Raw genomic sequence first — 24,772 nt, 5'->3', positions numbered from 1 at the left:
TAATGCTGAAAAGTTTTGACGAGGCCATGGCCCAGCGTGTGCTGGCCCTGGGTCGCGAAACGCTGTCGATCGAAGCCGAGGCCATCCGCGCGCTGCACGCGCGCCTGGGCGACGACGACAGCTTCGTGAGCGCGGCGCAGCTGATCCTTTCCTGCGACGGCCGCGTGGTCGTGTCCGGCATGGGCAAGTCGGGCCACATCGGCCGCAAGATCGCCGCCACCCTGGCCTCCACCGGCACGCCGGCCTTCTTCATGCACCCGGGCGAAGCCGCGCACGGCGACCTGGGCATGGTCACCAGGAACGACGTCGTCATCGCCATCTCGAATTCGGGCGAGTCGTCCGAGATCCTCGACATCCTGCCGGCCGTGAAGCGCCTGGGCGCGCGCGTGATCGCCATGACCGGCAAGCCGGCCTCGCGCCTGGCCAAGCTGTCCGACGTCCACCTGAACATCGCGGTGGACAAGGAAGCCTGCCCGCTCAACCTGGCGCCGACCACCAGCACCACCGTGACCCTGGCCATGGGCGACGCGCTGGCCGTGGCGCTGCTCGACGCGCGCGGCTTTCGCGAGCAGGACTTCGCGCTGTCGCATCCGGGCGGCGCCCTGGGCCGGCGCCTGCTGACGCATGTGCGCGATGTGATGCGCAGCGGCGACGCGGTGCCGAGCGTGAGTCCCGAGACGTCGCTGGTCGAGGCGCTGCTCGAAGTGACCCGCAAGGGTCTCGGCATGACCGCGATCGTCGACGCCGAAGGCCGTCCGGTCGGCGTGTTCACCGACGGCGACTTGCGCCGTGTGATCGAACGCATGCACGACTTCTCGAACATCCAGATCCGCGACGTGATGCACGCCGATCCGCGCCGCGTGCGTCCAGGCCAGTTGGCGGTCGACGCCGTCGCCGTGATGGAAGAATTCCGCATCAACCAGATGCTGGTGGTCGACGACGACGACCGTCTGATCGGCGCGCTGCATATCCACGACCTGACCCGCGCGAAGGTGATCTGATGAGCGACACATTCATTCCTGCCATTACCCCGCTGGCCCACATGGAACGGGCCGCGCGCGTCAAGGTCATGATCTTCGATGTCGACGGCGTGCTGACCGACGGCAGCCTGACCTATGGTCCCGACGGCGAGGTCACCAAGACCTTCAATGTGCTCGACGGCCTGGGGATCCAGCTGTTGAACAAGACCGGCGTGCAGACCGCGATCATCAGCGCGCGCCTGTCGCCGATCGTCGTCAAGCGCGCGGCCGATCTCGGCATCTCGCATGTCCACCAGGGCATCCACGACAAGCGCATCGGCTTCGCCAAGCTGTTGGAAAGCACCGGCTTCACGGCCGAGCAGTGCGGCTATATCGGCGACGACGTGATCGACCTGCCGCTGTTCGCCCGCGTTGGCTTCGCGGTCGCCGTGCCTTCGGGCCACCCCGAGGTGCAGCATCGCGCGCATTACGTCACGAAGAACGGCGGCGGCCGTGGCGCCGTGCGCGAGGTGTGCGACCTCGTGATGCGCGCCCAGGGCACCTACGACCAGGCGCTCGCGCCGTATTTCGCCTGAGGCCGTGAGCATGGCTACCGTCGTCGTCAACAAGCGCACCGCCCATCGCTGGAATCTGCTGGCGATGATCGTCATCGGCACCTTCTTCGCCTTCGGCAGCTTCTGGCTGCTGCAGCTGATGCAGGCGTCCGACATCGACGCCCAGCTGGGCGGCCCGCCGGACGAGCCGGACTACATCGTCGAGAACTTCTCGTTCGTGCGCATGACCGAGAACGGCCAGCCGAGTTACCTGGTGTCGGGCAAGCGCCTGGCGCACATCCCGAATGGCGACGTGTCGCACGTCGAGGCTCCGGTGCTGCGCGGCGTCGAGCCGGGCCGCCCACCGATGACGGTGGTCGCCAGGAACGCGCAGATCCACCACGAGGAGCACCGCGTCGAGCTGGTCGGCGACGTCGACCTGCAGCGGCCCAGGACGGCGCAGAGCGAGTCGCTGCAGGTGCGCACCCAGGCGCTCACCGTGCTGCCCGACGAAGAAATCCTGAAGACCGATCTGCCGATCGACATGCAGCTCGGCGCGTCCAGCGTCAAGGGCACCGGCATGGTCGCCAACAACGCGACCATGCAGATGCACCTGTCCAGCCGCGGCCAGATCGTCTATCCGCCACGCCAGCGCTGACCCGCCTTTAGCGCCGCGTGCCAACCCGAGACCCGCATCCAACCATGAAAAAACTCCTAGCTGCCGTTTGCCTCTCCCTGCTGTCGCTGACGGCCGCCGCCGAGCGCGCCGATTCGCTCAAGCCGGCAGTGATCGACTACGATTCGCTCGACGTCGACGAGGTCACCGGCACCCGTATCCTGACCGGCAACGTGATCCTGACCCGCGGCACCCTGCAGCTCAAGTCGGACCGCGCCCTGGTCAAGGAAAGCCCGGAAGGCTATATGAGCGTGACCCTCACCGCCGCCGGCGGCAAGGTCACCACCTTCCGCCAGAAGCGCGACGGCGGTCCCGACCTGTGGGTCGAGGGCCAGGCCGAACGCATCGAGTACGACGAGCGTTCGGAACTGGTGCGCCTGTTCTCCAACGCCATCGTGCGCGAACTGGAAGGTTCGCGCATGACCAACCAGATCACCGGTCCTTACATCTCCTACGACAACCGCAAGGAAGTGGCCACGGTGCGCAACGACGTCAGCGGCCAAAGTAAAGTTGGCGGCGGCCGCGGCACCCTGATCCTGGCGCCCAAGCGCGCCCCGGCCGGAGGCGCCCAATGACGGCAGCCCCGATGGAGCTGGGCGATTGCAGTACCCTGGTCGTCAAAGGCCTGCAGAAGAGCTATGGCAAGCGCCTGGTGGTGCGCGACGTGTCGCTGCAGGTCGAATGCGGTGAAGTGGTTGGCTTGCTGGGCCCGAACGGCGCCGGCAAGACGACGTCGTTCTACATGATCGTCGGCCTGGTGCCGTCGGATGCCGGTTCGATCGACATCAACGGTACCGACATCACGAGCCTGCCGATCCACCGCCGCGCGGTGCTGGGCCTGTCCTACCTGCCGCAAGAGGCGTCGGTGTTTCGCAAGCTGACGGTCGAAGAGAACATCCGCGCCGTGCTCGAACTGCAGAAGGACAACGGCAAGCCGCTGTCGAAAGACCAGATCAACGCGCGCCTCGACACCCTGCTGGCCGACCTGCAGATCGAGAAGCTGCGCGAAAATCCGGCCTTGTCGCTGTCGGGCGGCGAGCGCCGCCGCGTGGAAATCGCGCGCGCGCTGGCGACCAATCCGCGCTTCGTGCTGCTCGACGAGCCATTCGCCGGCGTCGATCCGATCGCCGTGATCGAGATCCAGCGCATCGTGCGCTTCCTGAAGGAGCGCAAGATCGGCGTCCTGATCACCGACCACAACGTGCGCGAGACGCTCGGCATCTGCGACCGCGCCTACATCATCAACCAGGGCGCCGTGCTGGCATCGGGCCGCCCTGACGACATCATCGCCGACGAGTCGGTGCGCCGCGTGTACCTGGGTGAACACTTCCGCATGTGAGCGACACCTAGATGAAACAGTCCCTGCAACTTCGCACATCGCAGCACCTGGCGCTCACGCCGCAATTGCAGCAATCGATCCGCCTGCTGCAGCTGTCGACACTCGAACTGCACCAGGAGATCGAGCAGATACTGGGCGATAACCCCTTGCTGGAACGGCTCGACGATCCGCTCGACCGCTCGGTGCGCTTGCTGGCCGATGGCGCCATCAACAACGCGCCGGCCAATGGCGAAGCGCCGTCCGCGCCCGGCCAGCAGGCCGAGGGACAGGAGGCGCCAGCGCCGGCAGGCGAGGCCGAAGGCTTCGATGGCGCCGCCGATGGCGACCGTGGCGACGCCGACTGGAGCGATGGCGGTTCGGTATCGTCGGGCAGTGGCGGCGAGGATGAAGACGGCCGCCCGCAGCTGGAGGCCTGCGCCATCACCTTGCGCGAGCACCTGATGGAACAGGTGCGCGAAGCCACCTTGTCGGCGCGCGACCGGGCGCTGGCCGAGCTGGTGATCGATGCGCTCGACGACAACGGCTACCTCGAGGAACCACTCGACGAGATCCACGCCCGTCTGCCCGAAGAACTCGAGATCGAGATCGACGAGCTGCGCTGCGCGCTGGCGCTGGTGCAGAGCATGGACCCGGTGGGCGTCGGCGCGCGCAGCGCGGCCGAATGCCTGGCGCTGCAGATCCGGCGCATGCCCGGCGTGCCGATGGTCACGCGGCGCATGGCGCTCACCATCGTCGAGGGTTACCTGAGCTGGTTCGCCCAGCGCGAATACAGCAAGCTCAAAAAAGCGCTCGACTGCGACGACGAAGACCTGCGCGAGGTGCAGGCCGTGGTCCGCCAGTGCAATCCGCATCCGGGCGCCGCCTTCGCATCGAACCTGTCCGACTACGTGGTGCCGGACGTGATCGTGCGCCGTTCCAAGAGCGGCTGGGCTGTCACGTTGAACCCGGACGTGATGCCGCGCCTGCGCGTCAACAGCCTGTACGCGAACCTGCTCAAACAGGGCAAGAGCGAGGCGCAGATGGGCGCGCAGCTGCAAGAAGCGAAGTGGCTCATCAAGAATATGCGCCAGCGTTTCGACACCATCCTCCGTGTGGCGGAGGCGATTGTCGAGCGCCAGCGCAACTTTTTCTCGCACGGCGCGGTTGCCATGCGGCCCCTTGTTTTACGTGAGATTGCTGATACACTAGGCCTACACGAGAGCACAATTTCTCGTGTCACAACTCAAAAATATATGCTGACCCCGCACGGCATGGTTGAGTTGAAGTATTTCTTCGGCAGCCACGTTGCCACCGAGGCGGGAGGCGAAGCATCCTCGACGGCAATACGTGCGCTCATCGCACAATTGACAGGAGCAGAAGACCCTAGGAACCCTTTATCCGACAGCAAGATCGCGGAGATGCTCGGGGAACAAGGCATGGTCATCGCGCGCCGCACGGTTGCAAAATACCGTGAAGCCCTCAAGATACCCCCTGTAAGCCTCCGCAAGTCCTTGTAACTGCGCCGTCCACAGACATCGTGCCTTGTCGCGTCCTGTGGCCCACACGGTGCAACATTTTCAAAGGAGTGTGTATGAACCTCACAATCAGTGGCCATCATCTCGAAGTAACCCCCGCCATCCGTGAATACGTTCAGAATAAGCTCGAGCGCATCATTCGCCATTTCGACCAGGTGATCGACACCCACGTCTTCCTGGCCGTCGACAACCTCACTGAAAAAGAAAAAAGGCAGAAAGCAGAGATCAACGTGCAGGTATCGGGCAAGACCCTGCATGTGGCAAGCGTCGCGCAAGACCTGTACGCCGCGATCGACACGCTGATGGATAAGCTGGACCGTCAAATCCTGAAACACAAGCAGCAACTGAAGGACCATAGCCGTACTTCGATCAAACGCCTGCCGGAAAACGGCGGCGAAGACGCCGCTGTCGCCTGATCAGGCGCAGGGCTCACACTAGCTAAGGGCGTCTAAGGGGACGCCCTTTTTGCATCCGGCTTCCCGGTATGACGCGCGTCGCGTGTTCGGTAAAATGCATCTCTCTCCATTACCGACCACGCCATGACCGACCACGTCCTGACCAGCATCGCCAACCGCACCGGCATCATCACCCTCGACCGTCCGAAGGCGCTCAATTCGCTGTCGCTCGCGATGGTGCGCGCGCTGACCGACATCCTGCTTGTCTGGCAGGCCAACCCGCAAGTCGACGCGGTCATGCTCACCAGCAGCAGCGAAAAGGCCTTGTGCGCAGGCGGCGACATCCGCTTCTTCCATGAAGTCGGCCATGCGGGTCCGATGGGCGGCAGCGCGCTGCTCGAGGATTTCTTCACCGAAGAATACGCGCTGAACCACCTGATCCATTTCTATCCGAAGCCCTATATCGCCATCATGGACGGCGTCGTGATGGGCGGCGGCATGGGCATCGCCCAGGGCGGCCCGGATTGCGGGCTGCGCATCGTGACCGAGCGCACCAGGATGGCCATGCCCGAAGTGAACATCGGCCTGTTCCCGGATGTCGGCGGCAGCCATTTCCTGTCGCATGCGCCGGGACAGCTCGGCAACTACCTGGGCTTGACCGGCCTGACGATCGGCGCCGCCGACGCGCTGTACGTGGGCCTGGCCGACGTGTTCGTGCCAAGCGCCGAGCTGCCGGCCTTGAACGCACTGATCCAGGCGACGGGCGGCGCCGAACTGCCCGCCGCGATCCGCGCCTTCGCCGCGCCGTTCGCGCAAGCGGCAGGCGAAAGCGAACTGCAGGCCCGGCGTGCACTGATCGATACGCACTTCGGCGCGGCGTCGGTCGCCGCGATCATGGCTTCGCTCGAACCCGACGAGACGCCGTTCGCGCAAAAGGCCCTGGCGGCGATGCGCCAGCGCTCGCCCCTGATGATGTGCGTGACCCACGAGCTGCTGGCGCGCGGCGCCCAACTGTCCGTGGCCGACTGCCTGCGCATGGAGCGCTCGCTGGTGCGCCGCAATTTCGAGCATGGCGAAGTGCTGGAAGGGGTACGCGCGCTGGTGATCGACAAGGACAATGCGCCGCAATGGAATCCCCCATCCCTCGAGCAGGTCACGCCCGAGATGGTGGCGCGCTTCTTCGCGCCGGTATGGCCGGACCACGCGCATCCGCTCAGGCATCTCGCATAAACGCTCCCATGCATATCCATTTTTGCGTGACACCGTATCGATGAGGTGTGACCATCAGTCCTTCATGATGTGAAAGGAAGACCGATGCGCCTGCGTGCCTTGCTGATCTCGATGACCTTGTGCGGCGGCGTCGCCGCGCAGGACCACCGGCCCGACTTCGATCCGAGCCGGCTCAAGGGCCCGGCGGCGGGAGGGGCGACCGAAGTGCTGGTGCTCGGCTCGTCCCATCTGTCGCAACTGCCGAAGACCTTCAGGCAATCGAGCCTGACCCTCGTGAACGACCGGCTTGCCGCCTGGAAGCCGCAGGCGATCGCCATTGAAGCGCTGTCCGGGCCACAGTGCGACTTCATGCGCGCTTACCAGGCGCGCTACAAGGACTCCATCGACAGCTATTGCTGGGATCCTGCGCCAGCCCGGGCGGCCACCGGGCTCGATGTCGCCGCCGCCACAGATGCGTACGAGAAGCTGCTGGCCTCCTGGCCGGACGCGCCGAGCCCCGCGCAACGGCGTCGCCTGGCGGCCCTGTTCCTTGCAGGCGGCGAACCCGCGTCGGCCTTCGTCCAATGGCTGCGCCTGCCGGCCGCCGAGCAGCGCGTGGGCGACGGACTCGATGCCGCGCTGGTCGCCCAGCTGCAGAAGTCCGAGACGCGCGTCAGCGAAAGCCTGATGATCGCCGCGCGCCTGGCCGCGCGCCTGGGCCACGAGCGCGTGTATCCGATGGATGACCACACGGCGGACCGCCCGATCAAGGACCGCCAGGCGATCATCGAGGCCTTCAATACAATCTGGGATAACCCGGCCAACAAGAAGCGCGCGCAGGCGGACAAGGTCTTGAACGAAGGGTTGGGCAGCCCCGAAGGCGTGCTGGCGCTGTACCGCGCCGAGAATGCGCCCGGCCAGGGAGTGCTCGTCTTCGAAAGCGACTTCGGCGCCGCCATGAACGAATCGTCGCCGCAGCGCTTGGGCCGCAAGTATCTGGGGTACTGGGAAACGCGCAACCTGCGCATGGCCGCCAATATCCGCGACGTGATGACCGAACGGCCGGGCGAGCGCATGCTGGTCATCGTGGGCGCTTCGCACAAGGGCTACCTGGAAGCCTACCTGCACCAGATGCACGATCTGCGCATCGTGGATGCAATGCAGGTGCTGCGGTAGAAACTGGAAATCTACCGGAGCAGGTGCTAGGCAGCCGGATGCTTCGGCTGCTCCCGGTGCCGTACGATCACGCGCTCGGTCTCGGCGAAGTGCGCGCCGAGATGCTCGGCCATGTACACCGAGCGGTGCTGGCCGCCGGTGCAGCCCACCGCCACCGTCAGGTAGCTGCGGTTATCGGTCTTGAACGATGGCAGCCACTTGGCCACGAAGCTGCGGATATCGGCCAGCATCTCGATCGCGCTCGGCTGGGTGTCGAGGAAGTCGATCACCGGCTGATCCCTGCCGGTGAGGGGCCGCAGGGCCAGGTCGTAATACGGGTTCGGGATCGCGCGCACGTCGAACACGAAGTCGGCGTCGAGCGGCACGCCGACCTTGAACGCGAACGATTCGAAGAACAGCGTCAGCGGCGCGTGGTCGACCTCGGCCAGCTCCTTGATCCAGCCGCGCAGCTTGTTGGCCGACAGCTCCGAGGTATCGATCACATGGCCCAGGTTCTCGATCGACGACAGGCGCTCGCGCTCTTCGGCGATGCACTCGATGAGGGTACGGCGCGAAGCCGGGTTCTCGCCCGGCCGCAGTTCGTGCGACAGCGGGTGGCTGCGCCGCGTCTCGGAAAAACGCGCGACCAGCGAATGCGTGCTCGAGGTCAGGAACATGACCTTGACCGCGTGGCCGTCCTCGCGCAGGCGACATACGCTCACCGGCAGTTCGACCAGCGATTCGGCGCTGCGCGCGTCGACCGAGACCGCCATCTTGGCGGTGCCGGACTCGTTGACTGTATTGACGAGGGCCGGCAGCAGGGCCGGCGGCAGGTTGTCGACGCAGTAGTAACCCGCGTCTTCAAGAACATTCAGGGCCACGGACTTGCCCGAGCCCGAGATGCCGGTGATGAGGACGATGTGCATGCGGCGATGATACCGCAACCGCAGGGCGATGGCACACGGCCGGTCTCTTCGGCAGCGGTTCAGCCCGCGGTCAATCCGCGCTCATCGCCTGGCGCTGGCGCTCCATGAATTCCTGCAGCGTGTCGATGCCGCGCAGTTGCAGGATCGTGTTGCGCACCGCGGCCTCGAGCAGCACCGCGATGTTGCGGCCGGCCGCCACGGGAATGACGACCTTGCGGATCGGCAGGCCCAGCACGTCCTCGGTCGGGAAGTGGAAGGGCAGGCGCTCGACCTCTTCGTCCAGCGCGCCGCGCTTGACCAGGTGCACGATCAGTTTCAGCCGCATCTTGCGCCGCACCGCCGTCTCGCCGAAGATCGCCTTGATGTCCAGCAGGCCCAGGCCGCGCACTTCCAGCAGGTTCTGCAGCAGCGGCGGACAGCGGCCCTCGATCATGTTCGGCGCGATGCGCGAGAACTCCACCGCGTCATCGGCCACCAGGCCGTGGGAGCGCGAGATCAGCTCCAGGCCCAGCTCGCTCTTGCCAAGGCCCGACTCGCCCGTGATCAGCACGCCCACGCCCAGCACGTCCATGAACACGCCGTGCATGATCACGCGCTGCGCCAGCTTCTTGGACAGGTACACGCGCAAGAAGTCGATCACCTGCGCCGCCGGCAGCGGCGTCGAGAACAGCGGGATGTTCTGCTCGTCGCAGATGGCGAGGATGTCGGGCGGAGTTTCGAGGCCTTGGGCGATGATCAGCGCCGGCGGACCGCCGCCAATCAGTTCGCCCACCACGTGGCTGCGCGAATTGGCCTTGAGGCGGTGGTAGTAATCGAGTTCCTGGTGGCCGAACACCTGGATGCGGCCCGGGTGGATCAGGTTCAGGTGGCCGACCTGGTCGGCGGCCGAGGCGGCATCGCCGGCGATCTGGCGTTCGCCGCCGGGAAAGCCCGCGAACCAGCCCAGTTGCAGGCTGTCGCGGTTATCGTCGTACAGCCGCTGGATGGTCAGCGGAGACTGCAGCATGGGCATTGTCGTCGTCGCAAATAAGGCGCGCGGCGTGATTGCCGCGCGTTCATCAGACGTACAGTTTAACCCAGAGCCTGCAGGCTGGGTTGCCAGTTGATAATGCGGTCATGCACTGATTTTGGATCGGAATCGTTCGCCAGGGCGGTGCGCACCGACTCGTCGGAGAACAGCTCGGCGATCTCGGACAGGATTTCGAGATGCTGCTGGGTGACGTGGTCCGGGATCAGCAGGAAGAACAGCAGGCTCACCGGCTGGCCGTCGGGCGACTCGAAGGGAATCGGTTCCTTCAGGCGCACGAAGGCGGCCAGCGGGGACTTGAGGCTCTTGCTGCCCTTGATGCGGCCGTGCGGGACGGCGACGCCGTGGCCCAGGCCCGTCGAGCCGAGCCGTTCGCGGGCGAACAGGTTGTCCGACACGATCGAACGGGCAATGCCGCAGTTGTTCTCGAAGATCAGGCCGGCTTGCTCGAAAGCCCGCTTCTTGCTCGACACTTCAATGTCGAGCTGGACGTTCTCGAGCGAGAGGATTTTGCTTAGATTCGTCATAACGTGGGTGCGATGCACGCGTGGAGTGCTTGCGAGCACGGGATTATAGGCCTGTTTGCGGCCTGAGACACTCGAATTCGCGACAGTTTGGGCTTCTGGCCAAACCGCCGTATGAGACCCGTCGAAACGGGATAACCAGTTAGTTGATTTGCATCACCTGCGCTACGCAATTTCTTCAACAAATCAATCGTTGCGGCCAGCTATCGTATGCCAGTGCGCCAATTCACCGACGATTGCTCGAAGGTCCGCCAAAAAATACGGCAGGGCGCTCGGTATCGTATAGCCAAAGGTGATGCCATGCCTTGTGCAGGCTGTCGTCTAAAACGTACAAGCGTACTACTTATATCCTGACAGAAACTGGGTGTTTACTGGCGCGCGCCACGCAGATTGCCCGGTTTGCCGGTGCTGAAGTTGGCGCGCCATGGATTGATGTCCAGGCCGCCACGTCGTGTATAGCGGGCATACACGGCCAGCTTGCTCGGCTGACACTGGCGCAGCACGTCCATGAAGATGCGCTCGACGCACTGCTCATGGAATTCGTTGTGCTCGCGAAAGCCGATCAGGTATTTGAGCAGGCCTTCCTGGTCGATCTGCGGGCCGACGTAGCGGATCTGCACCGTGCCCCAGTCCGGCTGGCCCGTGACCAGGCAATTCGACTTGAGCAGGTGCGACACCAGCGTTTCCTCGACCGGCGCGTCGTCGTGGTTGGCCTTGAGCAGCTCGGGGGCCGGCGCATACGCGTCGACCTCGATGTCGAGGCGGTCCAGCAGCGTGCCTTCCAGTTCGCCCATCTTGATCGACCCGAACTGTTCCGGGTGGTGCAAGGTGACGTGGACCGGCGCGCCGAAACCGTTCGACAGGTCGTCGCGCAGCAGGGCAAGCAAGGCGTCCGGACCCGCGAGGCGGGTCTGGTTGAACGAATTCAGGTACAGCTTGAACGATTTCGATTCGATGATGTTCGGCGAATCGGCCGGCGCCGTCACGGTCGCGATCGCGACCTGTGGTTTGCCGCGCATGTTCAGCCATGACAGCTCGTAGGCATTCCAGATATCGACCCCGAAGAAGGGCAGGGTGCCGGAGCCGGCAGTCAGGCCGAGCTCGTCGCGCTTTTGCTGGCGCGCGATGGGGAACAGCAGTTCCGGTGCGTATTGGCTCTGGTAGGCGGAGGATTTGCCAAGTGGCGATTGATCAGGAGTATTCATAAGCAAGGATAAGCAATCTGCGCCGTCGGCTCGTGACCCTTGGCGCCAGAACGTCGGCTTCGAGGCTGGTGGTAGGAGCGGCGCAGACGCGATTCAACAGGTAGGGATCATGCCCCCAAAAACAACTTGTACACGGGATTACCGCTCTCGTCCCAGTAGCGATAACCGAGCGAGGCCAGGAATTGCCGGAACTCATCCATTTCGGCTTGCGGCACTTGCAGCCCGACCAGGATACGCCCCACATCGCCGCCCTGGTTGCGGTAGTGGAATAGCGAGATATTCCAGTTCGGCGCCATGCTGTCCAGGAAGCGCATCAGCGCACCGGGCCGTTCAGGGAACTCGAAACGATACAGCAATTCATCGTGCGCAAGTGAACTTTTCCCGCCGACCAGGTGGCGGATGTGCAGCTTGGCCAGCTCGTCATAGGTGAGGTCGAGCGTCTTGTAGCCGTGTTCCTCGAAGGTGCGCGCCAGGAGGCCCGATTCGCTGCGGCTGCCCACCTGCACGCCGACGAAGACGTGGGCCTCGCTTTCATGGCTGATGCGGTAGTTGAATTCGGTGACGTTGCGCGGGCCGACCAGCGCGCAGAAGCGCCGGAAGCTGCCGCGCTGCTCGGGCACGGTCACGGCGAACACTGCTTCGCGCGATTCGCCCAGCTCGGCGCGCTCGGCCACGAAGCGCAGGCGATCGAAGTTCATATTGGCGCCGCAAGCCACCGCCACCAGCGTTTCATTCCTGATCGGCTCGCGGTTCATCTGCGAGCGCTCGACATAGGCCTTGGCGCCGGCCACGGCCAGTGCGCCGGCCGGCTCGAGGATGCTGCGCGTATCCTGGAACACGTCCTGGATCGCGGCGCAGATGGCGTCGGTATCGACCAGGATGATCTCATCGACCACTTGCTGGGCCACGCGGAAGGTTTCCTCGCCCACCAGGCGCACCGCGGTGCCGTCCGAGAACAGGCCGACGTCGGTCAGCGTGACACGCTGGCCGGCCTTCAGGCTGCGCGCCATGGCGTCCGAATCCAGCGTCTGCACGCCGATGATCTTGATGTCGGGGCGGATCTGCTTGACGTAGGCGCCGATGCCGGCAATGAGTCCGCCGCCGCCGATGGCGACGAAGATCGCGTGGATTGGACTGGACAGCTGGCGCAGGATTTCCATGCCGATCGTGCCCTGGCCGGCGATCACGTCCGGATCGTCGAACGGGTGGACGAAGGTCAGGCGTTGTTCTTTTTCGAGCACCAGGGCGTGGTTGTAGGCGTCGGTGTACGAATCGCCGTGCAGCACGATTTCGACGCTGGCGCCGCCGCGCGCCTTGACCGCGTCGATCTTCACTTGCGGGGTGGTGGTCGGCATGACGATCAGCGCGCGGCAGCCGAGGCGGCAGGCCGACAGCGCCACGCCCTGGGCATGGTTGCCGGCCGAGGCGCAGATCACGCCGCGCTTGAGCTGCTCGGGCGTCAGGTTCGCCATCTTGTTGTAGGCACCACGCAGCTTGAAGCTGAACACGCTCTGCATGTCCTCGCGCTTGAAGTAGATGCGGTTGCCCATGCGCTGGGACAGCGTCGGGGCCAGCTCGAGCGGCGTTTGTTCGGCGACGTCATAGACGCGGGCGGTCAGGATTTTTCTGAGATAGTCGGTAGTCATGGTCGGATTGCAAAAGTCTTGCCGGCAAGGCCGGCGGACGGACGACGTGAACTGTTCCGCTAGGGTGGGTGACCGTGGCGCAAAGATCGATGCGGCAAGCTGGGTGACAGGCTGGTCGTATCGTGTCGTGACGAAAGTACCGGATCATTATAATGGAGCATTATCGCCCCTATCCACCACCATCAGGCTCGCATGATCGAATCCGCTGTCCAATGGCTTCTTGATTTCCTGGCAGCGCCGACCGTCGGGCTGACGTCGATCTTCATCGTCAGTTTCGTCTCCGCCACTTTGTTGCCCCTCGGTTCCGAGCCGGCCGTGTTCGCGGTCATCAAGGCGAACCCGGACATGTTCTGGCCGGCGATCCTGGTGGGCACCCTGGGTAATACGCTGGGCGGCGCTTTCGACTACTTCCTCGGCTACCGCGCCAAGGTGGCGTTCGCCAAGGAACGCCAGAGCCGCTGGTTCGGCTGGCTCAAGCGCTATGGCGCCAAGACCATGCTGCTGTCCTGGCTGCCGGGCATCGGCGATCCCTTGTGCACGCTGGCCGGCTGGCTGCACCTGCCGTTCTGGCCCAGCGTGCTGTATATGACGATCGGCAAGTTCGCGCGCTATCTGACCATGACGCTGGCGCTGCTGTATATCCCGGACAGTTTCTGGACCAATCTCGGTGATATGCTGACGCGTATTACCGGCTGAGCATTACCTTTCCTGTCACTGGCCGGGGCTGCAGGGGAGCACCCGATGCTCGAACTGCGACCCAGTTGCGAACACTGCAATATAGTGCTGGTGCCCGCGTCCATCGAGGTGCGCATCGGTTCGTATGAATGCACATTCTGCGCCGACTGTGTCGATGGCGTCCTGTCGGACGTTTGCCCGACCTGTGGCGGTGGTTTCGTGCCAAGGCCGGTCAGGCCTGCGCGCGACTGGAAGAATGGGAACTATCTGGGCAACGACCCGGCGCGCAGGGAACCGACGCTGCGGCCGGTGGACCCGGCCGCGCATGCGCGTTTTGCCGAGCCATCCAGGATATCGCGCCGTCGCGACGCTAGCGTCCTGCAGGTTCATGGCGGGCGGTCCATAATGGGGTTCGTTGCAGCCCAAGGATCCACGCGTGACCGACCGCCTTCCCGTCCCCCTCGACAAAGCCTATCGCCTGATGAACCATGGCCCCACGGTGCTGGTATCGAGCCGTCACGGCGAAGCCATCAACGTGATGGCGGCCGCCTGGTCGATGCCGCTCGATTTCGCGCCGCCCAAGGTGGCGGTGGTGCTCGACAAGAGCACGCTCACGCGCAGGATGGTCGAGGCCTCCGGCGAATTCGCCCTGATGGTGCCGTCGCGTGAACTGGCCCAGCTGACGCTGCAGGTCGGCTCGACCACGGGCCGCGAGGTCGACAAGTTCGCCGCCTTCGACGCCGGCTACTGGAATGGCGAGCAAACCGGCGCGCCCCTGCTGGACGGTTGCCTGGCCTGGCTCGAATGCCGCCTGCTGCCCGAGCCGCATCTCCAGGACACCTATGACCTGTTCCTCGGCCAGGTTGTCGCCGCATGGGCCGATCCCGCCGTGTTTCGCGATGGCCACTGGGAGATGGAAGAAGGCGGAAAGAAGAGCATCCACTACGTCGCCGGCGGCCATTTCCATGAGACCGGCGACGCCTTCGAAGCCAGTGCCGATATGCCGCGAACGGACAACAACGCCGGATGACATATGCCGTTCGGGTCGCCAGGCATGACGAATAATGCACTGTAGAGCTTATGTGCAAATAAAGTTTGGCCTTTCAAATTAGTATAGACATTTTATTGTGTGGCCCAGGATGGCGATCCGGGCATTAAGCGAGCGTGGTGCAACGCAATAAGCTAGAATGAATGTCCTTCGGGCCTGTCCGATCGTCGACCAGAATTCATGAACGCCCCCGCACACATCCATACCCTGCTTGCCGATAACGCACCCGCGCGCCTGCGCGAGATCCCTTATAACTACACTTCGTTCTCGGATCGCGAAATCGTGATCCGCCTGCTCGGTGAGTCATCGTGGGAGCTGCTCGACAGCCTGCGCGGCGCGCGCCAGACCGGCCGCTCGGCGCGCATGCTGTACGAGGTGCTGGGCGATATCTGGGTCGTGCGCCGCAATCCCTACCTGCAGGACGACATGCTGGACAACCCGAAGCGCCGGGCCAAGCTGATCGAAGCGCTGCACCACCGCCTGGGCGAGATCGACAAGCGCCGTACCACGGTCGATGCGCTGGACGCATCTGCCACGGACAGTGATCCGGACCTGGTAGCGAAGCGCAGCGCCGCCGTCGAGCAGCTGCTCGCGGCCGCACGCCGCGCCGTCGACGACTTTGGCCGCGAATTCGCCGAGACCTACGACCTGCGCAAGCGCGCCACCAAGGTGCTGGGCGCCTACACCGACAAGCGCAATATCCGTTTCGACGGCATGCACCGCACTTCGCACGTCACCGATGCCACCGACTGGCGCGTCGAGTATCCCTTCCTGGTGCTGGTGCCGGACAGCGAAGACGAGATGGCCGGCCTGGTCAAGGGCTGTATCGAGCTGGGATTGACCATCATCCCGCGCGGCGGCGGCACCGGCTACACTGGCGGCGCGATTCCGCTCACGCCGATGTCGGCCGTGATCAACACCGAAAAACTGATCGGCATCGGCGAAGTCGAGATGACCGCCATGCCGGGCCTGGACCGCGAGTACGCGACCATCCACACCTATGCCGGCGTGGTGACCCAGCGCGTGTCGCAGGCGGCCGAGAAGGCCGGCTTCGTGTTCGCGGTCGACCCGACCTCGGCCCACGCGTCCTGCGTGGGCGGCAATATCGCGATGAACGCGGGCGGCAAGAAGGCCGTGTTGTGGGGCACCGCGCTCGACAACCTGGCCTCGTGGCGCATGGTCGACCCCAATGGCGACTGGCTCGACGTCACCCGCATCAACCACAACCTGGGCAAGATCCACGATGCGCCGACCGCCGAATTCCTGCTCGAATGGACGCATCCCTCGGTCAAGGGTGCGCCGAAAGGCGCGCCGTTCCGTACCGAGACGCTGACCATCGAGGGCAAGCGTTTCCGCAAGGAGGGCCTGGGCAAGGACGTCACCGACAAATTCCTGGCCGGCCTGCCGGGCATCCAGAAAGAGGGCACCGACGGCCTGATCACGTCGAGCCGCTGGATCCTGCACAAGATGCCCAAGTTCACCCGCACGGTGGCGCTGGAATTCTTCGGCCAGGCGCGCGATGCGATCCCGTCGATCGTCGAGATCAAGGATTACCTGGACAGCCTGCCGAAGAACGGCGACCCGGCCTTTGCCACGCTGCGCCTGGCGGGCCTGGAACACCTCGATGAACGCTACCTGCGCGCGGTCGGCTACGCCACCAAGTCGAAGCGCGGTGTGCTGCCCAAGATGGCGCTGTTCGGCGACATCGTCGGCGACGACGAGAACGCGGTGGCGCTGGCCGCCTCCGAAGTGGTGCGCCTGGCGAATACCCGCGTGGGCGAGGGCTTCGTCGCGGTCAGCCCCGAGGCGCGCAAGAAGTTCTGGCTCGATCGCGCCCGCACCGCGGCCATCGCGCGCCACACCAACGCCTTCAAGATCAATGAAGACGTGGTCATTCCACTGAACCGGATGGGCGAGTACACCGACGGCATCGAGCGCATCAACGTCGAGCTGTCGATCAAGAACAAGCTGCAGCTGGTGGACCAGTTGCGCGCCTACCTGGCGAGCGACCACCTGCCGCTGGCCAAGAGCGACGACGCCACCGGCGACGGCGTCGACCGCGACGAAATCATGGGCGACCGCCCATTGCAGGCGCGCGCGCTGGTCGACCTGGTCGACAAGCGCTGGACCTTCATCCTGGCCAACCTCGATGCGCCCTTGCTCGACGCCCAGCCCCAGCTCGAGACCCTCGGCCTCGACCACTTGCATGACGCGATCACGCAGCGCCTGGCGATCCAGCCCGATGCGCGCCTGTTCGACGCGGTGCAGGACCACACGGTGCGCATCTCGTGGAAGGCCGAAGTACGCGCGCCGCTGCGCCAGATCTTCAACGGCGCCGCCTATCAGTGCATCCTCGACGAGGCGAGCGAGATCCACAAGCGCGTGCTGCGCTCGCGCGTGTTCGTCGCGCTGCACATGCACGCGGGCGACGGCAACGTCCACACCAACCTGCCGGTGAACTCGGACGACTACGCCATGCTGCAAGATGCGCACAAGGCGGTCGAGCGCATCATGCGCCTGGCGCGTTCGCTGGACGGCGTGATCTCGGGCGAACATGGCATCGGCATCACCAAGCTCGAATTTTTGACCGACGACGAAATCCAGGACTTCCGCGACTACAAGGTGCGCGTCGATCCGGAAGGCCGCTTCAACAAGGGCAAGCTGCTCAACCTCGAAGGCGCCCACGCCGACCTGCGCAACGCCTATACGCCGTCGTTCGGCCTGATGGGCCACGAATCGCTGATCATGCAGCAGAGCGATATCGGCGAGATCGCCAACAGCATCAAGGACTGCCTGCGCTGCGGCAAATGCAAACCCGTGTGCACGACCCACGTCCCGGGGGCGAACCTGCTGTATTCGCCGCGCGACAAGATCCTCGCCACGTCGGCGCTGATCGAGGCCTTCCTGTACGAAGAGCAGACCCGGCGCGGCGTCTCGCTGCGCCATTGGGAAGAGTTCGAGGACATCTCCGACCACTGCACCGTGTGCCACAAATGCGTGACACCTTGTCCGGTCAATATCGACTTCGGCGACGTGTCGATGAATATGCGTAACCTGCTGCGCAAGATGGACAAGCGCAGCTTCAAGCCGGCCAACCGCGCGGCCATGTTCTTCCTGAACGCGACCGACCCGACCACCATCAACGCCACGCGCAAGGCGATGGTCGACCTGGGCTTCAAGGCCCAGCGCCTGGGCAACCGCATGCTCAAGGGCCTGGCCAAGCCGCAGCTGGCGGCGCCGCCGCCGACCACGGGCAAGCCGCCCGTGCGCGAGCAGGTGATCCACTTCATCAACAAGAAGATGCCGGGCAACCTGCCCAAGAAGACGGCGCGCGCGCTGCTCGACATCGAGGACGACAAGATCGTCCCGATCATCCGCAACCCGAAGAAGACCAACGCCGACACCGAAGCCGTGTTCTACTTCCCGGGCTGCGGCTCCGAGCGCCTGTTCTCGCAAGTGGGCCTGGCCACCCAGGCGATGCTGTGGGAAGTGGGCGTGCAGACCGTGCTGCCGCCGGGCTACCTGTGCTGCGGCTATCCGCAGCGCGGCGCCGGCCAGTACGACAAGGCCGACAAGATGATGACGGATAACCGCGTGCTGTTCCACCGCATGGCCAACACGCTGAACTACCTCGACATCAAGACGGTCCTGGTCTCGTGCGGCACCTGCTACGACCAGCTGGCGACCTATGAATTCGAGAAGATCTTCCCGGGCTGCCGTATCATGGACATCCATGAATACCTGCTCGAGAAGGGCGTCAAGCTCGAAGGCGTGAACGGCACCCGCTACATGTACCACGACCCCTGCCACACGCCGATGAAGCTGCAGGATTCGATGAAGACGGTGAACGCACTGGTGTCGACGATCGATAACGTCAAGATCGAGAAGAACGACCGCTGCTGCGGCGAGTCGGGCACCTTTGCCGTGACCCGTCCCGACATCGCGACCCAGGTGCGTTCGCGCAAGGAAGTCGAGATGGTCAAGGGCGCCGATAAACTGCGCGCCGACGGCTTCAAGGGCGACGTCAAGATCCTGACCAGCTGCCCGTCCTGCCTGCAGGGTCTCACGCGCTACAACGACGACTCGGGCACCACCGCCGACTACATCGTGGTTGAAATCGCAAAGCACCTGCTGGGCGAGAACTGGTTGCCTGATTATGTGGCGCGCGCCAATAACGGCGGCATCGAGCGGGTACTGGTATGACGGCGTTGCGCGCGTTTGCCCATGTCCCTGGCTGCGAGCTGTGCGACTTGTCCATGCCCGTGGCCTGGCGCGGCGAGAAGTTCAGCGTCATCGTCGTCGATGACGCCGGTTACCCCGGCTTTTGCCGCGTGATCTGGCACGACCACGTGCGCGAGATGAGCGACCTGGCGCGCGCCGACCGCCTGCTCTTGCACGAGGCCGTGTTCCTGGTCGAACAGGCGTTGCGCGAAGTCATGCAGCCGCTGAAGGTCAATGTGGCCAGTCTCGGCAATGTCGTGCCGCATCTGCACTGGCATATCATTCCCCGTTACGCCGACGACGCGCACTTCCCGGCCCCCGTGTGGGCGCAGGCGGTGCGCGAGACCGCACCGGATACCCTGGCCGCGCGCCGCGCACTGGCCGAACAACTGGGCGCCGCCATCGCGCGCCGCTTCAACCAAGTAGGAAACTGATTCATGCCCAACCCAACCGAACTGACCGTCCACCAGAAATCGCGCGTGCTCGACGTCGCCTATGACGACGGCAGCGCTTATTCGATCCCGTTTGAACTGATGCGCGTGTACTCGCCGTCGGCCGAAGTGAAGGGCCATGGCCCCGGCCAGGAAGTGCTACAGGTCGGCAAGCGCGAGGTCGGCATCGCCGACGTCGAGCAGGTCGGCAACTATGCGATCAAGCCAACCTTCTCGGACGGCCACGATACCGGCATCTTCAGCTGGGACTACCTGTATGAGCTGGGCCGCAGCCAGGACACGCTGTGGCGCCAGTACCTGGCGCGCCTGCAGGCGGCCGGCTTCGACGAAGAAACGGGCCGCGCGCCGGGCACGCAACTGGCGGGCACGGCGCCGGCCAAGTCGGGCGGCGGCGGTTGCGGCTCGGGTAGTTGCGGCTGCAAATAAGCCGTCCTAGGGCGGCCGCCAAAACAAAAGAGCACATCCTTGGATGTGCTCTTGTCTTTTGCAAGCCCGCCTTGGCGGGCTAATGCCGCATCAAGCCTGTGGCTGGATGTTTGCTGCCTGCTTGCCTTTTGGGCCGGCAGTGATGTCGAAGGTCACGCGCTGGTTTTCCTGCAGCGACTTGAAGCCGTTGGCGTTGATAGCCGAGAAGTGCGCGAATACGTCTTCGCCACCGCCATCAGGGGTGATGAAGCCGAAACCTTTAGCGTCGTTGAACCATTTGACAATGCCAGTAGCCATGTTAATTCCCTCAAATAAGTTGTTTTGCGTTGATGCCCTGTTTGCGTACCTCGGACAAAAACCAGGGCCACGCTCTACATTGCAATTCTGATTATAAGGACAAATTCTTAAAACGGAAGCAAGATTTTTCAATCGTGTTCGTATTACCACAGGTCATCCAGACCGCATGTTTCCACACGGTCTTGATCTCGATCAGAACGTCATCGGAACGCGCAGTGTCAGGGTGACGTCCGGGGTATCACGGGTCACGCCGGCGCCCACCGCAATGTTCAGCGTACGCTTCGGGCTCAGGCGATAGGAATAGCCCAAAAGCAGGGTGCCGAGCTGGGTGCGCACCGAGCCGGCCACCGGCGAACCATTCTGCTTCATGCGCGCGATGGTGCTGTGGTCGTAGCCCAGGCTCATTGACGCCTTGTCGTTCAGCGCCAGGCCCATGCCGAAGTTAAAGCCGAGCACATAACCCGGCTCCAGCTCGCCCAGCGGTTCGCGCACGCCATTGCGCACCAGGCGCGTCACGTTGTCGCGCTTGAAGTTGTGCACATAGCTCAGATTGCCGAAGAAGACGGCCGGATCCGACGGATACAGCCAGGTCAGCGTGCCTTGCAGCGAATGGAAACCGGAACCGGTCGGCAGGTCCAGCGGCAGGCCGGTGCCGGTCACGTTCTCACCGATGCAGCGGGTGTTGCAATCGGTCACGACTTCGAATGGATCGCGGCCGGTGCGGCTTTTGTAGCGCAGGCCGGCGATGTAGTAACCCTTGTCGGCGCCGCCATTGTTCAGCTGATAGCGGCCAGCGACCTCGATGTCGCCCAGGCCCTTGCCGCTGGTGTCGAACACGCGCTCGACCGCGGTGCCGGTGAACAGCTCGCGGCTGACGGTAGCGTCCGAGCGGTACACATACGGCACCTTGACCTCGACTTCCATCCGGTTGTTGATACCGGTGCGGCCGGTGATGGCCGTGGTGAAGGTGTTGCGCTTGATCTCGCGCACGTCGACCAGGCCGATCAGGATCGCGGGAATCACGGTATAGCCGACCAGGGCCACGCGGTTGCTCGACGAGTAGCCGTATTGCAGCGACGGCTCGAGCACATACGTGCCGCGCTGGGTCAGCACGCCGGGCGTGTCGCCGATCGGCGCGACTTCGGGCGGGCGGTTCGGTTCCTGGCGCGGGGTGTTCTGGGCTGTTTGCTGTTGCTGTTGCTGGGCTGGACGCTGGGCCTGGGCCTGGGCCTGGGCCGCCGACTGGGCCGGTCCGGGCGCCGGTACGGTCGGCTGGTTCGGACGCGGCTGCGGCGGCAGCGGGGCCGCCACGCCGCTCTCGGCCGGCGGCAGCACCGGCGGCTGGGCCACCGGCGCCTGGCCGGTCATCGACATGCCGGTGCCGCGCTGCTGCGACAGCAGGACGCCGTCGGCCAGCGCAGTGGGGATGGCGAACGGCGCGCCGGACAACGGCGTGCTTTCTTCGATGATGCGCTCGCGCCCGGCAAGCACCGGCGGGGCGGCGGGGGCGGTGGCTGGCGCCTGCATCTTTTGAAGCTGCTCGCGCTGCTGCTGGAGCTCGAGCACCAGGCGATTCACCAGTGCCCGCTGTTCGGCCAGTTCATCCTTGAGTTGTGAAAGTTCGGTCTTGTGGTCCTGCGCACCGGGCTCGGCGGCAGTTTGTTGGGCGAGCACGGGCGGCGCCAACAGGGCGGCCGCGAGGCCGGCGGCGCCGAGCCGCACGACGTGTGGATGCATCCAGTTCTCCAGGTGTATTAATAATAATGCAATGCTACAGGGTTCCTGGCGAACGCACTACGGCATCACGTATCGTGCTCTGAAAATTCATGTCTTTTAACAACGACATGCTGTTTACCGTCGATGTGATGGTCGTGGCAGTACGGATGTCCTGCCCACTGAGTGTGTTTTGCAACAGCGTTGCGCCGTTCGGCAGATTCAGGTCGGCTGCGGCATAGTTGTTGCCACCAAGCTGGATCAGCTGGGCGGCGCCAAGGGCGTCCTGGGTCATGCGGGCTTGATCGGCGGTCATCGCGGCCACATCGGGAATGGCGATATTGGTGCGCGCCAGGATCTCGCCGTTGACCGAGACGACGCGCTCGATGCCGAGCGACAGCGACAGGCCGCCCGCGATCTCGAAGCCGCCGCGCAGCCCGTCGAGTACCTCGGGGCCGACCGGTGCGCCAAAGCTGGTAGGGCCGGCTGCCTGCACCGCAGGCATCACGCCGAGCGCCGCGCATACCGCGATCGGCAGGGCGGACCGTTGGAAGTTGAAAGTTGGCCAGCGCATATCACATCCTTTTGTCAAAAGTCGCCAGGACCGAATTTCGGCAGCGAGGCGCTGAGCTGATCCTGGTGCATGCCGGTGCCCAGCGGCGCGCGCGGTGCGCCGCGCCAGTCGACCGGGTTGTTGAAAGCGATGCCCTGCTTGTGGCTATGGATCACGAACAGGATCTTGCTGCGCCAGATTTCCTGGAACCGCTCCATGCTCACCACCCGGTTGCCGGTCGAGGGATCGCCGATCAGGATGCGGCCATCCTCGGCGCCCTTGATGACCACGAAATGGTTGAAGCCGCGGTCGGTGATCAGCACGATTGCCGGCAGTTTTTCTTGGATCAGTTTTTCGATCGGCAGCTTGAAGCCGTCGGCGCGAAAACCACGCGTGGCCAGGAAGCGCTGCATGTCGAGCAGCGAAAAGCCTTCCTTGTGAATCTTGGTCTTGTCACCGGTGTTGTACATCTGCTGGAACACGTCCTGTTCAGGTACCGGGGTGTTGTAGTGGTGTGACAGCAGGGTCGACACGGCGGCAGCACCGCAACTGTAGTCGTACTGCTGGCGCGTGGTGCGCTGGAATTTGAGGTCCTTGAGGCTCGTGACAGGCACATTGACGCGCCCGACGACCGCCAGTTCGAGTGCTGGCGCCGGTGTCGGCGCCAGCAGGAAGCCGCACAGGGCGGCGACGAAAATGCCGTGTTTCATTCTCGTTCCATGCTTATTGCAGTTGCAGGTTGATGACAGTCGCGTTCTGGATCAGGACGTTCGCACCGGAGTTCTGGATCACGACAGGCAAGCCCGACGAGTTCGCGAACGAGCCGTTGTCGATGACGTTGAAGCCGGTGGTGACATTGTTGGCCGTGTTGTTGCCAACCGTGCCTCCAAGCGTCGCTTCGGTGGTGACGATGTCGGCGCCGCCACGCAGCCCACCCAGCTCTTCTGCGCCGGTGGTCTTGCCCCAGCCCTTGGCGATATCGTCTTCACGGCTCGGCGCCACATCGACCTTCGACAGGAAGGCTATCGTCACCGGCAACTGCGCCGGCTCTGTCGCCTGGGCCGCCATTGGCAGCGCCATGCAGGCTGCCAGCAGGAGAGAACCAATCTGGGTAATCCGTTTCATGATGCCTCGCTCGAAAAAACCGCCACGCGGACAAGGCCGCGTGGCGGGGCGGTGCGAGCCGGCCCATGGCCGCTTCGCACCGCCTGTTTGCCGCTTACCGGGTGCCGGCGTCGGCGCCGCCGACGGTCATGTTCGACTGAACGTTGACGCTTTGCTGGATCAGCGAGGAGAAGCCGTTGTTCTGGCTGATGATCGAGATACCCGCTGCCGACTGGGCAATGTTGCTCATCGAGTTCGACATGTCGAAGTTACCAGCCGACACGTTGTTGGTACCGCCTGCGCCACCGGTGCCTGCGCCGCCGATGCCGCCGGTGCCCGCGCCCGCGGTCATTTCGCCACCGCTGCCGCCCGCGCCGCCAGTGTTACCGTCGCCACCTGCGCCACCTGCGCCACCGGTGCCTGCCGTCGCATCGCCCGAGGTTGACGTGCCGCCGGTCGCGGTGCCGGTGCCGCCAGCGCCGCCTTCAGCACCAGCGCCGCCCGAGTTCTGGGCCATGCCGCTGGTGCCGCCAGCCGCACCCGCGCCGCCTGCGCCGCCGGTGCCGGCAGTTGCCGTGCCCGAAGCGCCAGCGCCACCTTCGCCGCCTGCGCCAGCCGAGCCGCCCTGGCCTGCGCCGCCTGCGCCACCGGTGCCTGCCGCACCCGAGCCGCCCGCGCCGGCAGTGCCTGCCGCGCCCGAACCGCCGGCACCGCCGGTGCCGGTTGCGCCGGCGCCGCCATTCGCTGCCAGGCCGGCGCCTGCGCCAGCCGTGCCGCCGGTTGCGGTGCCGCCAGCGGCGCCGCTACCCGAGGTGTTCGAGGCGCTCGAACCTGCGCCACCGGCGCCGCTCGAGGACCCGGCGCCAGCTGCGCCACCTGCGCCGGCGGTCGAGTCGCCCGCGGTGTTGGTGCTGGTACCGGTGGTTGCCGTACCCGCGGTCTGGGTTTGCCCGCCGCCGGTGGCCATGCCGCCAGCACCGCCAGTGCCGCCGGCATCGCTGCCTGGAACGCCGCCTGCGCCTGCCGTGGCATTGGAATTGCCTGCGGTCGTGCCGCCGCCGCTGGCGTCGCCGCCTGCGCCCTGGCCCGAGCCGCTTGCGCCGCCGCCCATGCCGCCAGCGCCGCCCGCGCCGCCAGCGCCAGTGCCGCCGCCG

The 24,772-nt window shown here is 64.8% G+C and carries 24 protein-coding genes and 2 pseudogenes; 15 read left to right on the top strand and 11 right to left on the bottom strand.

What is annotated here, in order from left to right; translation table 11 throughout:
* Positions 1-2: 2 nt before the first annotated feature.
* The 9 genes from AC56KW_RS21030 (at position 3) to AC56KW_RS20990 (ending at position 7,822) form a co-directional block, all read left to right on the top strand.
* Positions 3-1,001, top strand: a complete 999-nt coding sequence (locus AC56KW_RS21030) for a KpsF/GutQ family sugar-phosphate isomerase (protein ID WP_497172620.1) — start codon at positions 3-5, stop codon at positions 999-1,001.
* Complete coding sequence (locus AC56KW_RS21025; protein WP_497172619.1) at positions 1,001-1,555, top strand: KdsC family phosphatase; 555 nt, start codon at positions 1,001-1,003, stop codon at positions 1,553-1,555. Before AC56KW_RS21030 ends, AC56KW_RS21025 begins: the two co-directional genes overlap by 1 nt.
* 10 nt (positions 1,556-1,565) lie before the next feature.
* Entirely contained in the window at positions 1,566-2,171 is a 606-nt protein-coding gene (lptC, locus tag AC56KW_RS21020; RefSeq protein ID WP_497172618.1) for an LPS export ABC transporter periplasmic protein LptC, read from the top strand.
* Positions 2,172-2,215: 44 nt separating this feature from the next.
* A complete protein-coding gene (lptA, locus tag AC56KW_RS21015) occupies positions 2,216-2,764 on the top strand; it encodes a lipopolysaccharide transport periplasmic protein LptA (protein ID WP_497172617.1) in 549 nt (182 codons plus the stop codon).
* A gap of 11 nt (positions 2,765-2,775) precedes the next feature.
* Positions 2,776-3,528 carry an LPS export ABC transporter ATP-binding protein gene (gene lptB, locus AC56KW_RS21010; RefSeq protein WP_497172689.1) on the top strand — a complete coding sequence of 251 codons (753 nt, stop codon included), beginning with the start codon at positions 2,776-2,778 and terminating at the stop codon, positions 3,526-3,528.
* An 11-nt stretch (positions 3,529-3,539) separates the two neighbouring features.
* Positions 3,540-5,024 (top strand): RNA polymerase factor sigma-54, encoded by a 1,485-nt coding sequence (locus AC56KW_RS21005; protein WP_497172616.1) that lies wholly within the window; start codon positions 3,540-3,542, stop codon positions 5,022-5,024.
* Positions 5,025-5,098: 74 nt separating this feature from the next.
* The gene (hpf, locus tag AC56KW_RS21000; protein ID WP_292030754.1) at positions 5,099-5,458 is read left to right on the top strand and encodes a ribosome hibernation-promoting factor, HPF/YfiA family; all 360 of its coding nucleotides are present in this window, start codon (positions 5,099-5,101) and stop codon (positions 5,456-5,458) included.
* Positions 5,459-5,581: 123 nt separating this feature from the next.
* Positions 5,582-6,667, top strand: a complete 1,086-nt coding sequence (locus tag AC56KW_RS20995; protein WP_497172615.1) for an enoyl-CoA hydratase/isomerase family protein — start codon at positions 5,582-5,584, stop codon at positions 6,665-6,667.
* A gap of 84 nt (positions 6,668-6,751) precedes the next feature.
* Complete coding sequence (locus AC56KW_RS20990; RefSeq protein WP_497172614.1) at positions 6,752-7,822, top strand: DUF5694 domain-containing protein; 1,071 nt, start codon at positions 6,752-6,754, stop codon at positions 7,820-7,822.
* A gap of 26 nt (positions 7,823-7,848) precedes the next feature.
* On the opposite strand, the gene rapZ is transcribed toward AC56KW_RS20990, so the two are convergent.
* The 5 genes from rapZ to ilvA all read right to left on the bottom strand — a co-directional run bounded on the left by rapZ (position 7,849) and on the right by ilvA (position 13,129).
* The gene (gene rapZ, locus AC56KW_RS20985; protein ID WP_497172613.1) at positions 7,849-8,727 is read right to left on the bottom strand and encodes an RNase adapter RapZ; all 879 of its coding nucleotides are present in this window, start codon (positions 8,725-8,727) and stop codon (positions 7,849-7,851) included.
* 70 nt (positions 8,728-8,797) lie between these two features.
* A complete protein-coding gene (gene hprK / locus AC56KW_RS20980) occupies positions 8,798-9,733 on the bottom strand; it encodes an HPr(Ser) kinase/phosphatase (RefSeq protein WP_497172612.1) in 936 nt (311 codons plus the stop codon).
* 65 nt (positions 9,734-9,798) lie between these two features.
* Positions 9,799-10,281, bottom strand: coding sequence for a PTS sugar transporter subunit IIA (locus tag AC56KW_RS20975; protein WP_497172611.1), 483 nt, complete (start codon positions 10,279-10,281; stop codon positions 9,799-9,801).
* A gap of 365 nt (positions 10,282-10,646) precedes the next feature.
* Positions 10,647-11,483: an NADPH-dependent 7-cyano-7-deazaguanine reductase QueF gene (gene queF / locus AC56KW_RS20970; RefSeq protein ID WP_497172610.1), complete on the bottom strand. Its 837-nt coding sequence runs from the start codon at positions 11,481-11,483 to the stop codon at positions 10,647-10,649.
* Between the two features lie 107 nt (positions 11,484-11,590).
* Positions 11,591-13,129, bottom strand: a complete 1,539-nt coding sequence (gene ilvA, locus AC56KW_RS20965) for a threonine ammonia-lyase, biosynthetic (RefSeq protein WP_497172609.1) — start codon at positions 13,127-13,129, stop codon at positions 11,591-11,593.
* A 192-nt stretch (positions 13,130-13,321) separates the two neighbouring features.
* On the opposite strand from ilvA, the gene AC56KW_RS20960 reads away from it, so the two are divergent.
* The 6 genes and pseudogenes from AC56KW_RS20960 (at position 13,322) to AC56KW_RS20935 (ending at position 19,951) form a co-directional block, all read left to right on the top strand.
* A complete protein-coding gene (locus AC56KW_RS20960) occupies positions 13,322-13,825 on the top strand; it encodes a YqaA family protein (RefSeq protein ID WP_497172608.1) in 504 nt (167 codons plus the stop codon).
* A 45-nt stretch (positions 13,826-13,870) separates the two neighbouring features.
* A pseudogene (locus AC56KW_RS20955) lies at positions 13,871-14,178 on the top strand (DUF1272 domain-containing protein).
* A 62-nt stretch (positions 14,179-14,240) separates the two neighbouring features.
* Entirely contained in the window at positions 14,241-14,834 is a 594-nt protein-coding gene (locus AC56KW_RS20950; RefSeq protein ID WP_497172607.1) for a flavin reductase family protein, read from the top strand.
* Positions 14,835-15,032: 198 nt separating this feature from the next.
* Positions 15,033-19,055: a DUF3683 domain-containing protein gene (locus AC56KW_RS20945; RefSeq protein WP_497172606.1), complete on the top strand. Its 4,023-nt coding sequence runs from the start codon at positions 15,033-15,035 to the stop codon at positions 19,053-19,055.
* The gene (locus AC56KW_RS20940; protein WP_497172605.1) at positions 19,052-19,507 is read left to right on the top strand and encodes an HIT family protein; all 456 of its coding nucleotides are present in this window, start codon (positions 19,052-19,054) and stop codon (positions 19,505-19,507) included. Before AC56KW_RS20945 ends, AC56KW_RS20940 begins: the two co-directional genes overlap by 4 nt.
* A 3-nt stretch (positions 19,508-19,510) precedes the next feature.
* Complete coding sequence (locus AC56KW_RS20935; protein WP_497172604.1) at positions 19,511-19,951, top strand: gamma-butyrobetaine hydroxylase family protein; 441 nt, start codon at positions 19,511-19,513, stop codon at positions 19,949-19,951.
* 90 nt (positions 19,952-20,041) lie between these two features.
* Here AC56KW_RS20935 and AC56KW_RS20930 read toward each other — a convergent pair whose 3' ends face one another.
* The 6 genes and pseudogenes from AC56KW_RS20930 to AC56KW_RS20905 form a co-directional block, all read right to left on the bottom strand.
* The gene (locus AC56KW_RS20930) at positions 20,042-20,248 is read right to left on the bottom strand and encodes a cold-shock protein (RefSeq protein ID WP_109345346.1); all 207 of its coding nucleotides are present in this window, start codon (positions 20,246-20,248) and stop codon (positions 20,042-20,044) included.
* 192 nt (positions 20,249-20,440) lie between these two features.
* Positions 20,441-21,985: a hypothetical protein gene (locus AC56KW_RS20925; RefSeq protein ID WP_497172603.1), complete on the bottom strand. Its 1,545-nt coding sequence runs from the start codon at positions 21,983-21,985 to the stop codon at positions 20,441-20,443.
* Between the two features lie 34 nt (positions 21,986-22,019).
* Complete coding sequence (locus tag AC56KW_RS20920) at positions 22,020-22,535, bottom strand: hypothetical protein (protein WP_497172602.1); 516 nt, start codon at positions 22,533-22,535, stop codon at positions 22,020-22,022.
* A gap of 14 nt (positions 22,536-22,549) precedes the next feature.
* On the bottom strand, positions 22,550-23,224 hold the full coding sequence (locus AC56KW_RS20915) for a C39 family peptidase (RefSeq protein WP_497172601.1): 675 nt from the start codon (positions 23,222-23,224) through the stop codon (positions 22,550-22,552).
* Between the two features lie 13 nt (positions 23,225-23,237).
* A complete protein-coding gene (locus AC56KW_RS20910; RefSeq protein ID WP_497172600.1) occupies positions 23,238-23,639 on the bottom strand; it encodes a hypothetical protein in 402 nt (133 codons plus the stop codon).
* A 94-nt stretch (positions 23,640-23,733) separates the two neighbouring features.
* Positions 23,734-24,772 (bottom strand): annotated as a pseudogene (locus AC56KW_RS20905) (hypothetical protein); the annotation flags it as partial.

The sequence above is a fragment of the Telluria sp. RT2P19 genome, from assembly GCF_059685725.1.
This window is presented reverse-complemented; position numbering and strand designations above follow the sequence as displayed.

Bases quoted from the DNA above. Each gene is read 5' to 3' on its own strand.
- AC56KW_RS21030 (WP_497172620.1), top strand. From the start codon at position 3: ATGCTGAAAAGTTTTGACGAGGCCATGGCCCAGCGTGTGCTGGCCCTG.
- AC56KW_RS21025 (WP_497172619.1), top strand. From the start codon at position 1,001: ATGAGCGACACATTCATTCCTGCCATTACCCCGCTGGCCCACATGGAA.
- lptC (WP_497172618.1), top strand. From the start codon at position 1,566: ATGGCTACCGTCGTCGTCAACAAGCGCACCGCCCATCGCTGGAATCTG.
- lptA (WP_497172617.1), top strand. From the start codon at position 2,216: ATGAAAAAACTCCTAGCTGCCGTTTGCCTCTCCCTGCTGTCGCTGACG.
- lptB (WP_497172689.1), top strand. From the start codon at position 2,776: ATGGAGCTGGGCGATTGCAGTACCCTGGTCGTCAAAGGCCTGCAGAAG.
- AC56KW_RS21005 (WP_497172616.1), top strand. From the start codon at position 3,540: ATGAAACAGTCCCTGCAACTTCGCACATCGCAGCACCTGGCGCTCACG.
- hpf (WP_292030754.1), top strand. From the start codon at position 5,099: ATGAACCTCACAATCAGTGGCCATCATCTCGAAGTAACCCCCGCCATC.
- AC56KW_RS20995 (WP_497172615.1), top strand. From the start codon at position 5,582: ATGACCGACCACGTCCTGACCAGCATCGCCAACCGCACCGGCATCATC.
- AC56KW_RS20990 (WP_497172614.1), top strand. From the start codon at position 6,752: ATGCGCCTGCGTGCCTTGCTGATCTCGATGACCTTGTGCGGCGGCGTC.
- rapZ (WP_497172613.1), bottom strand. From the start codon at position 8,727: ATGCACATCGTCCTCATCACCGGCATCTCGGGCTCGGGCAAGTCCGTG.
- hprK (WP_497172612.1), bottom strand. From the start codon at position 9,733: ATGCTGCAGTCTCCGCTGACCATCCAGCGGCTGTACGACGATAACCGC.
- AC56KW_RS20975 (WP_497172611.1), bottom strand. From the start codon at position 10,281: ATGACGAATCTAAGCAAAATCCTCTCGCTCGAGAACGTCCAGCTCGAC.
- queF (WP_497172610.1), bottom strand. From the start codon at position 11,483: ATGAATACTCCTGATCAATCGCCACTTGGCAAATCCTCCGCCTACCAG.
- ilvA (WP_497172609.1), bottom strand. From the start codon at position 13,129: ATGACTACCGACTATCTCAGAAAAATCCTGACCGCCCGCGTCTATGAC.
- AC56KW_RS20960 (WP_497172608.1), top strand. From the start codon at position 13,322: ATGATCGAATCCGCTGTCCAATGGCTTCTTGATTTCCTGGCAGCGCCG.
- AC56KW_RS20945 (WP_497172606.1), top strand. From the start codon at position 15,033: ATGAACGCCCCCGCACACATCCATACCCTGCTTGCCGATAACGCACCC.
- AC56KW_RS20940 (WP_497172605.1), top strand. From the start codon at position 19,052: ATGACGGCGTTGCGCGCGTTTGCCCATGTCCCTGGCTGCGAGCTGTGC.
- AC56KW_RS20935 (WP_497172604.1), top strand. From the start codon at position 19,511: ATGCCCAACCCAACCGAACTGACCGTCCACCAGAAATCGCGCGTGCTC.
- AC56KW_RS20930 (WP_109345346.1), bottom strand. From the start codon at position 20,248: ATGGCTACTGGCATTGTCAAATGGTTCAACGACGCTAAAGGTTTCGGC.
- AC56KW_RS20925 (WP_497172603.1), bottom strand. From the start codon at position 21,985: ATGCATCCACACGTCGTGCGGCTCGGCGCCGCCGGCCTCGCGGCCGCC.
- AC56KW_RS20920 (WP_497172602.1), bottom strand. From the start codon at position 22,535: ATGCGCTGGCCAACTTTCAACTTCCAACGGTCCGCCCTGCCGATCGCG.
- AC56KW_RS20915 (WP_497172601.1), bottom strand. From the start codon at position 23,224: ATGAAACACGGCATTTTCGTCGCCGCCCTGTGCGGCTTCCTGCTGGCG.
- AC56KW_RS20910 (WP_497172600.1), bottom strand. From the start codon at position 23,639: ATGAAACGGATTACCCAGATTGGTTCTCTCCTGCTGGCAGCCTGCATG.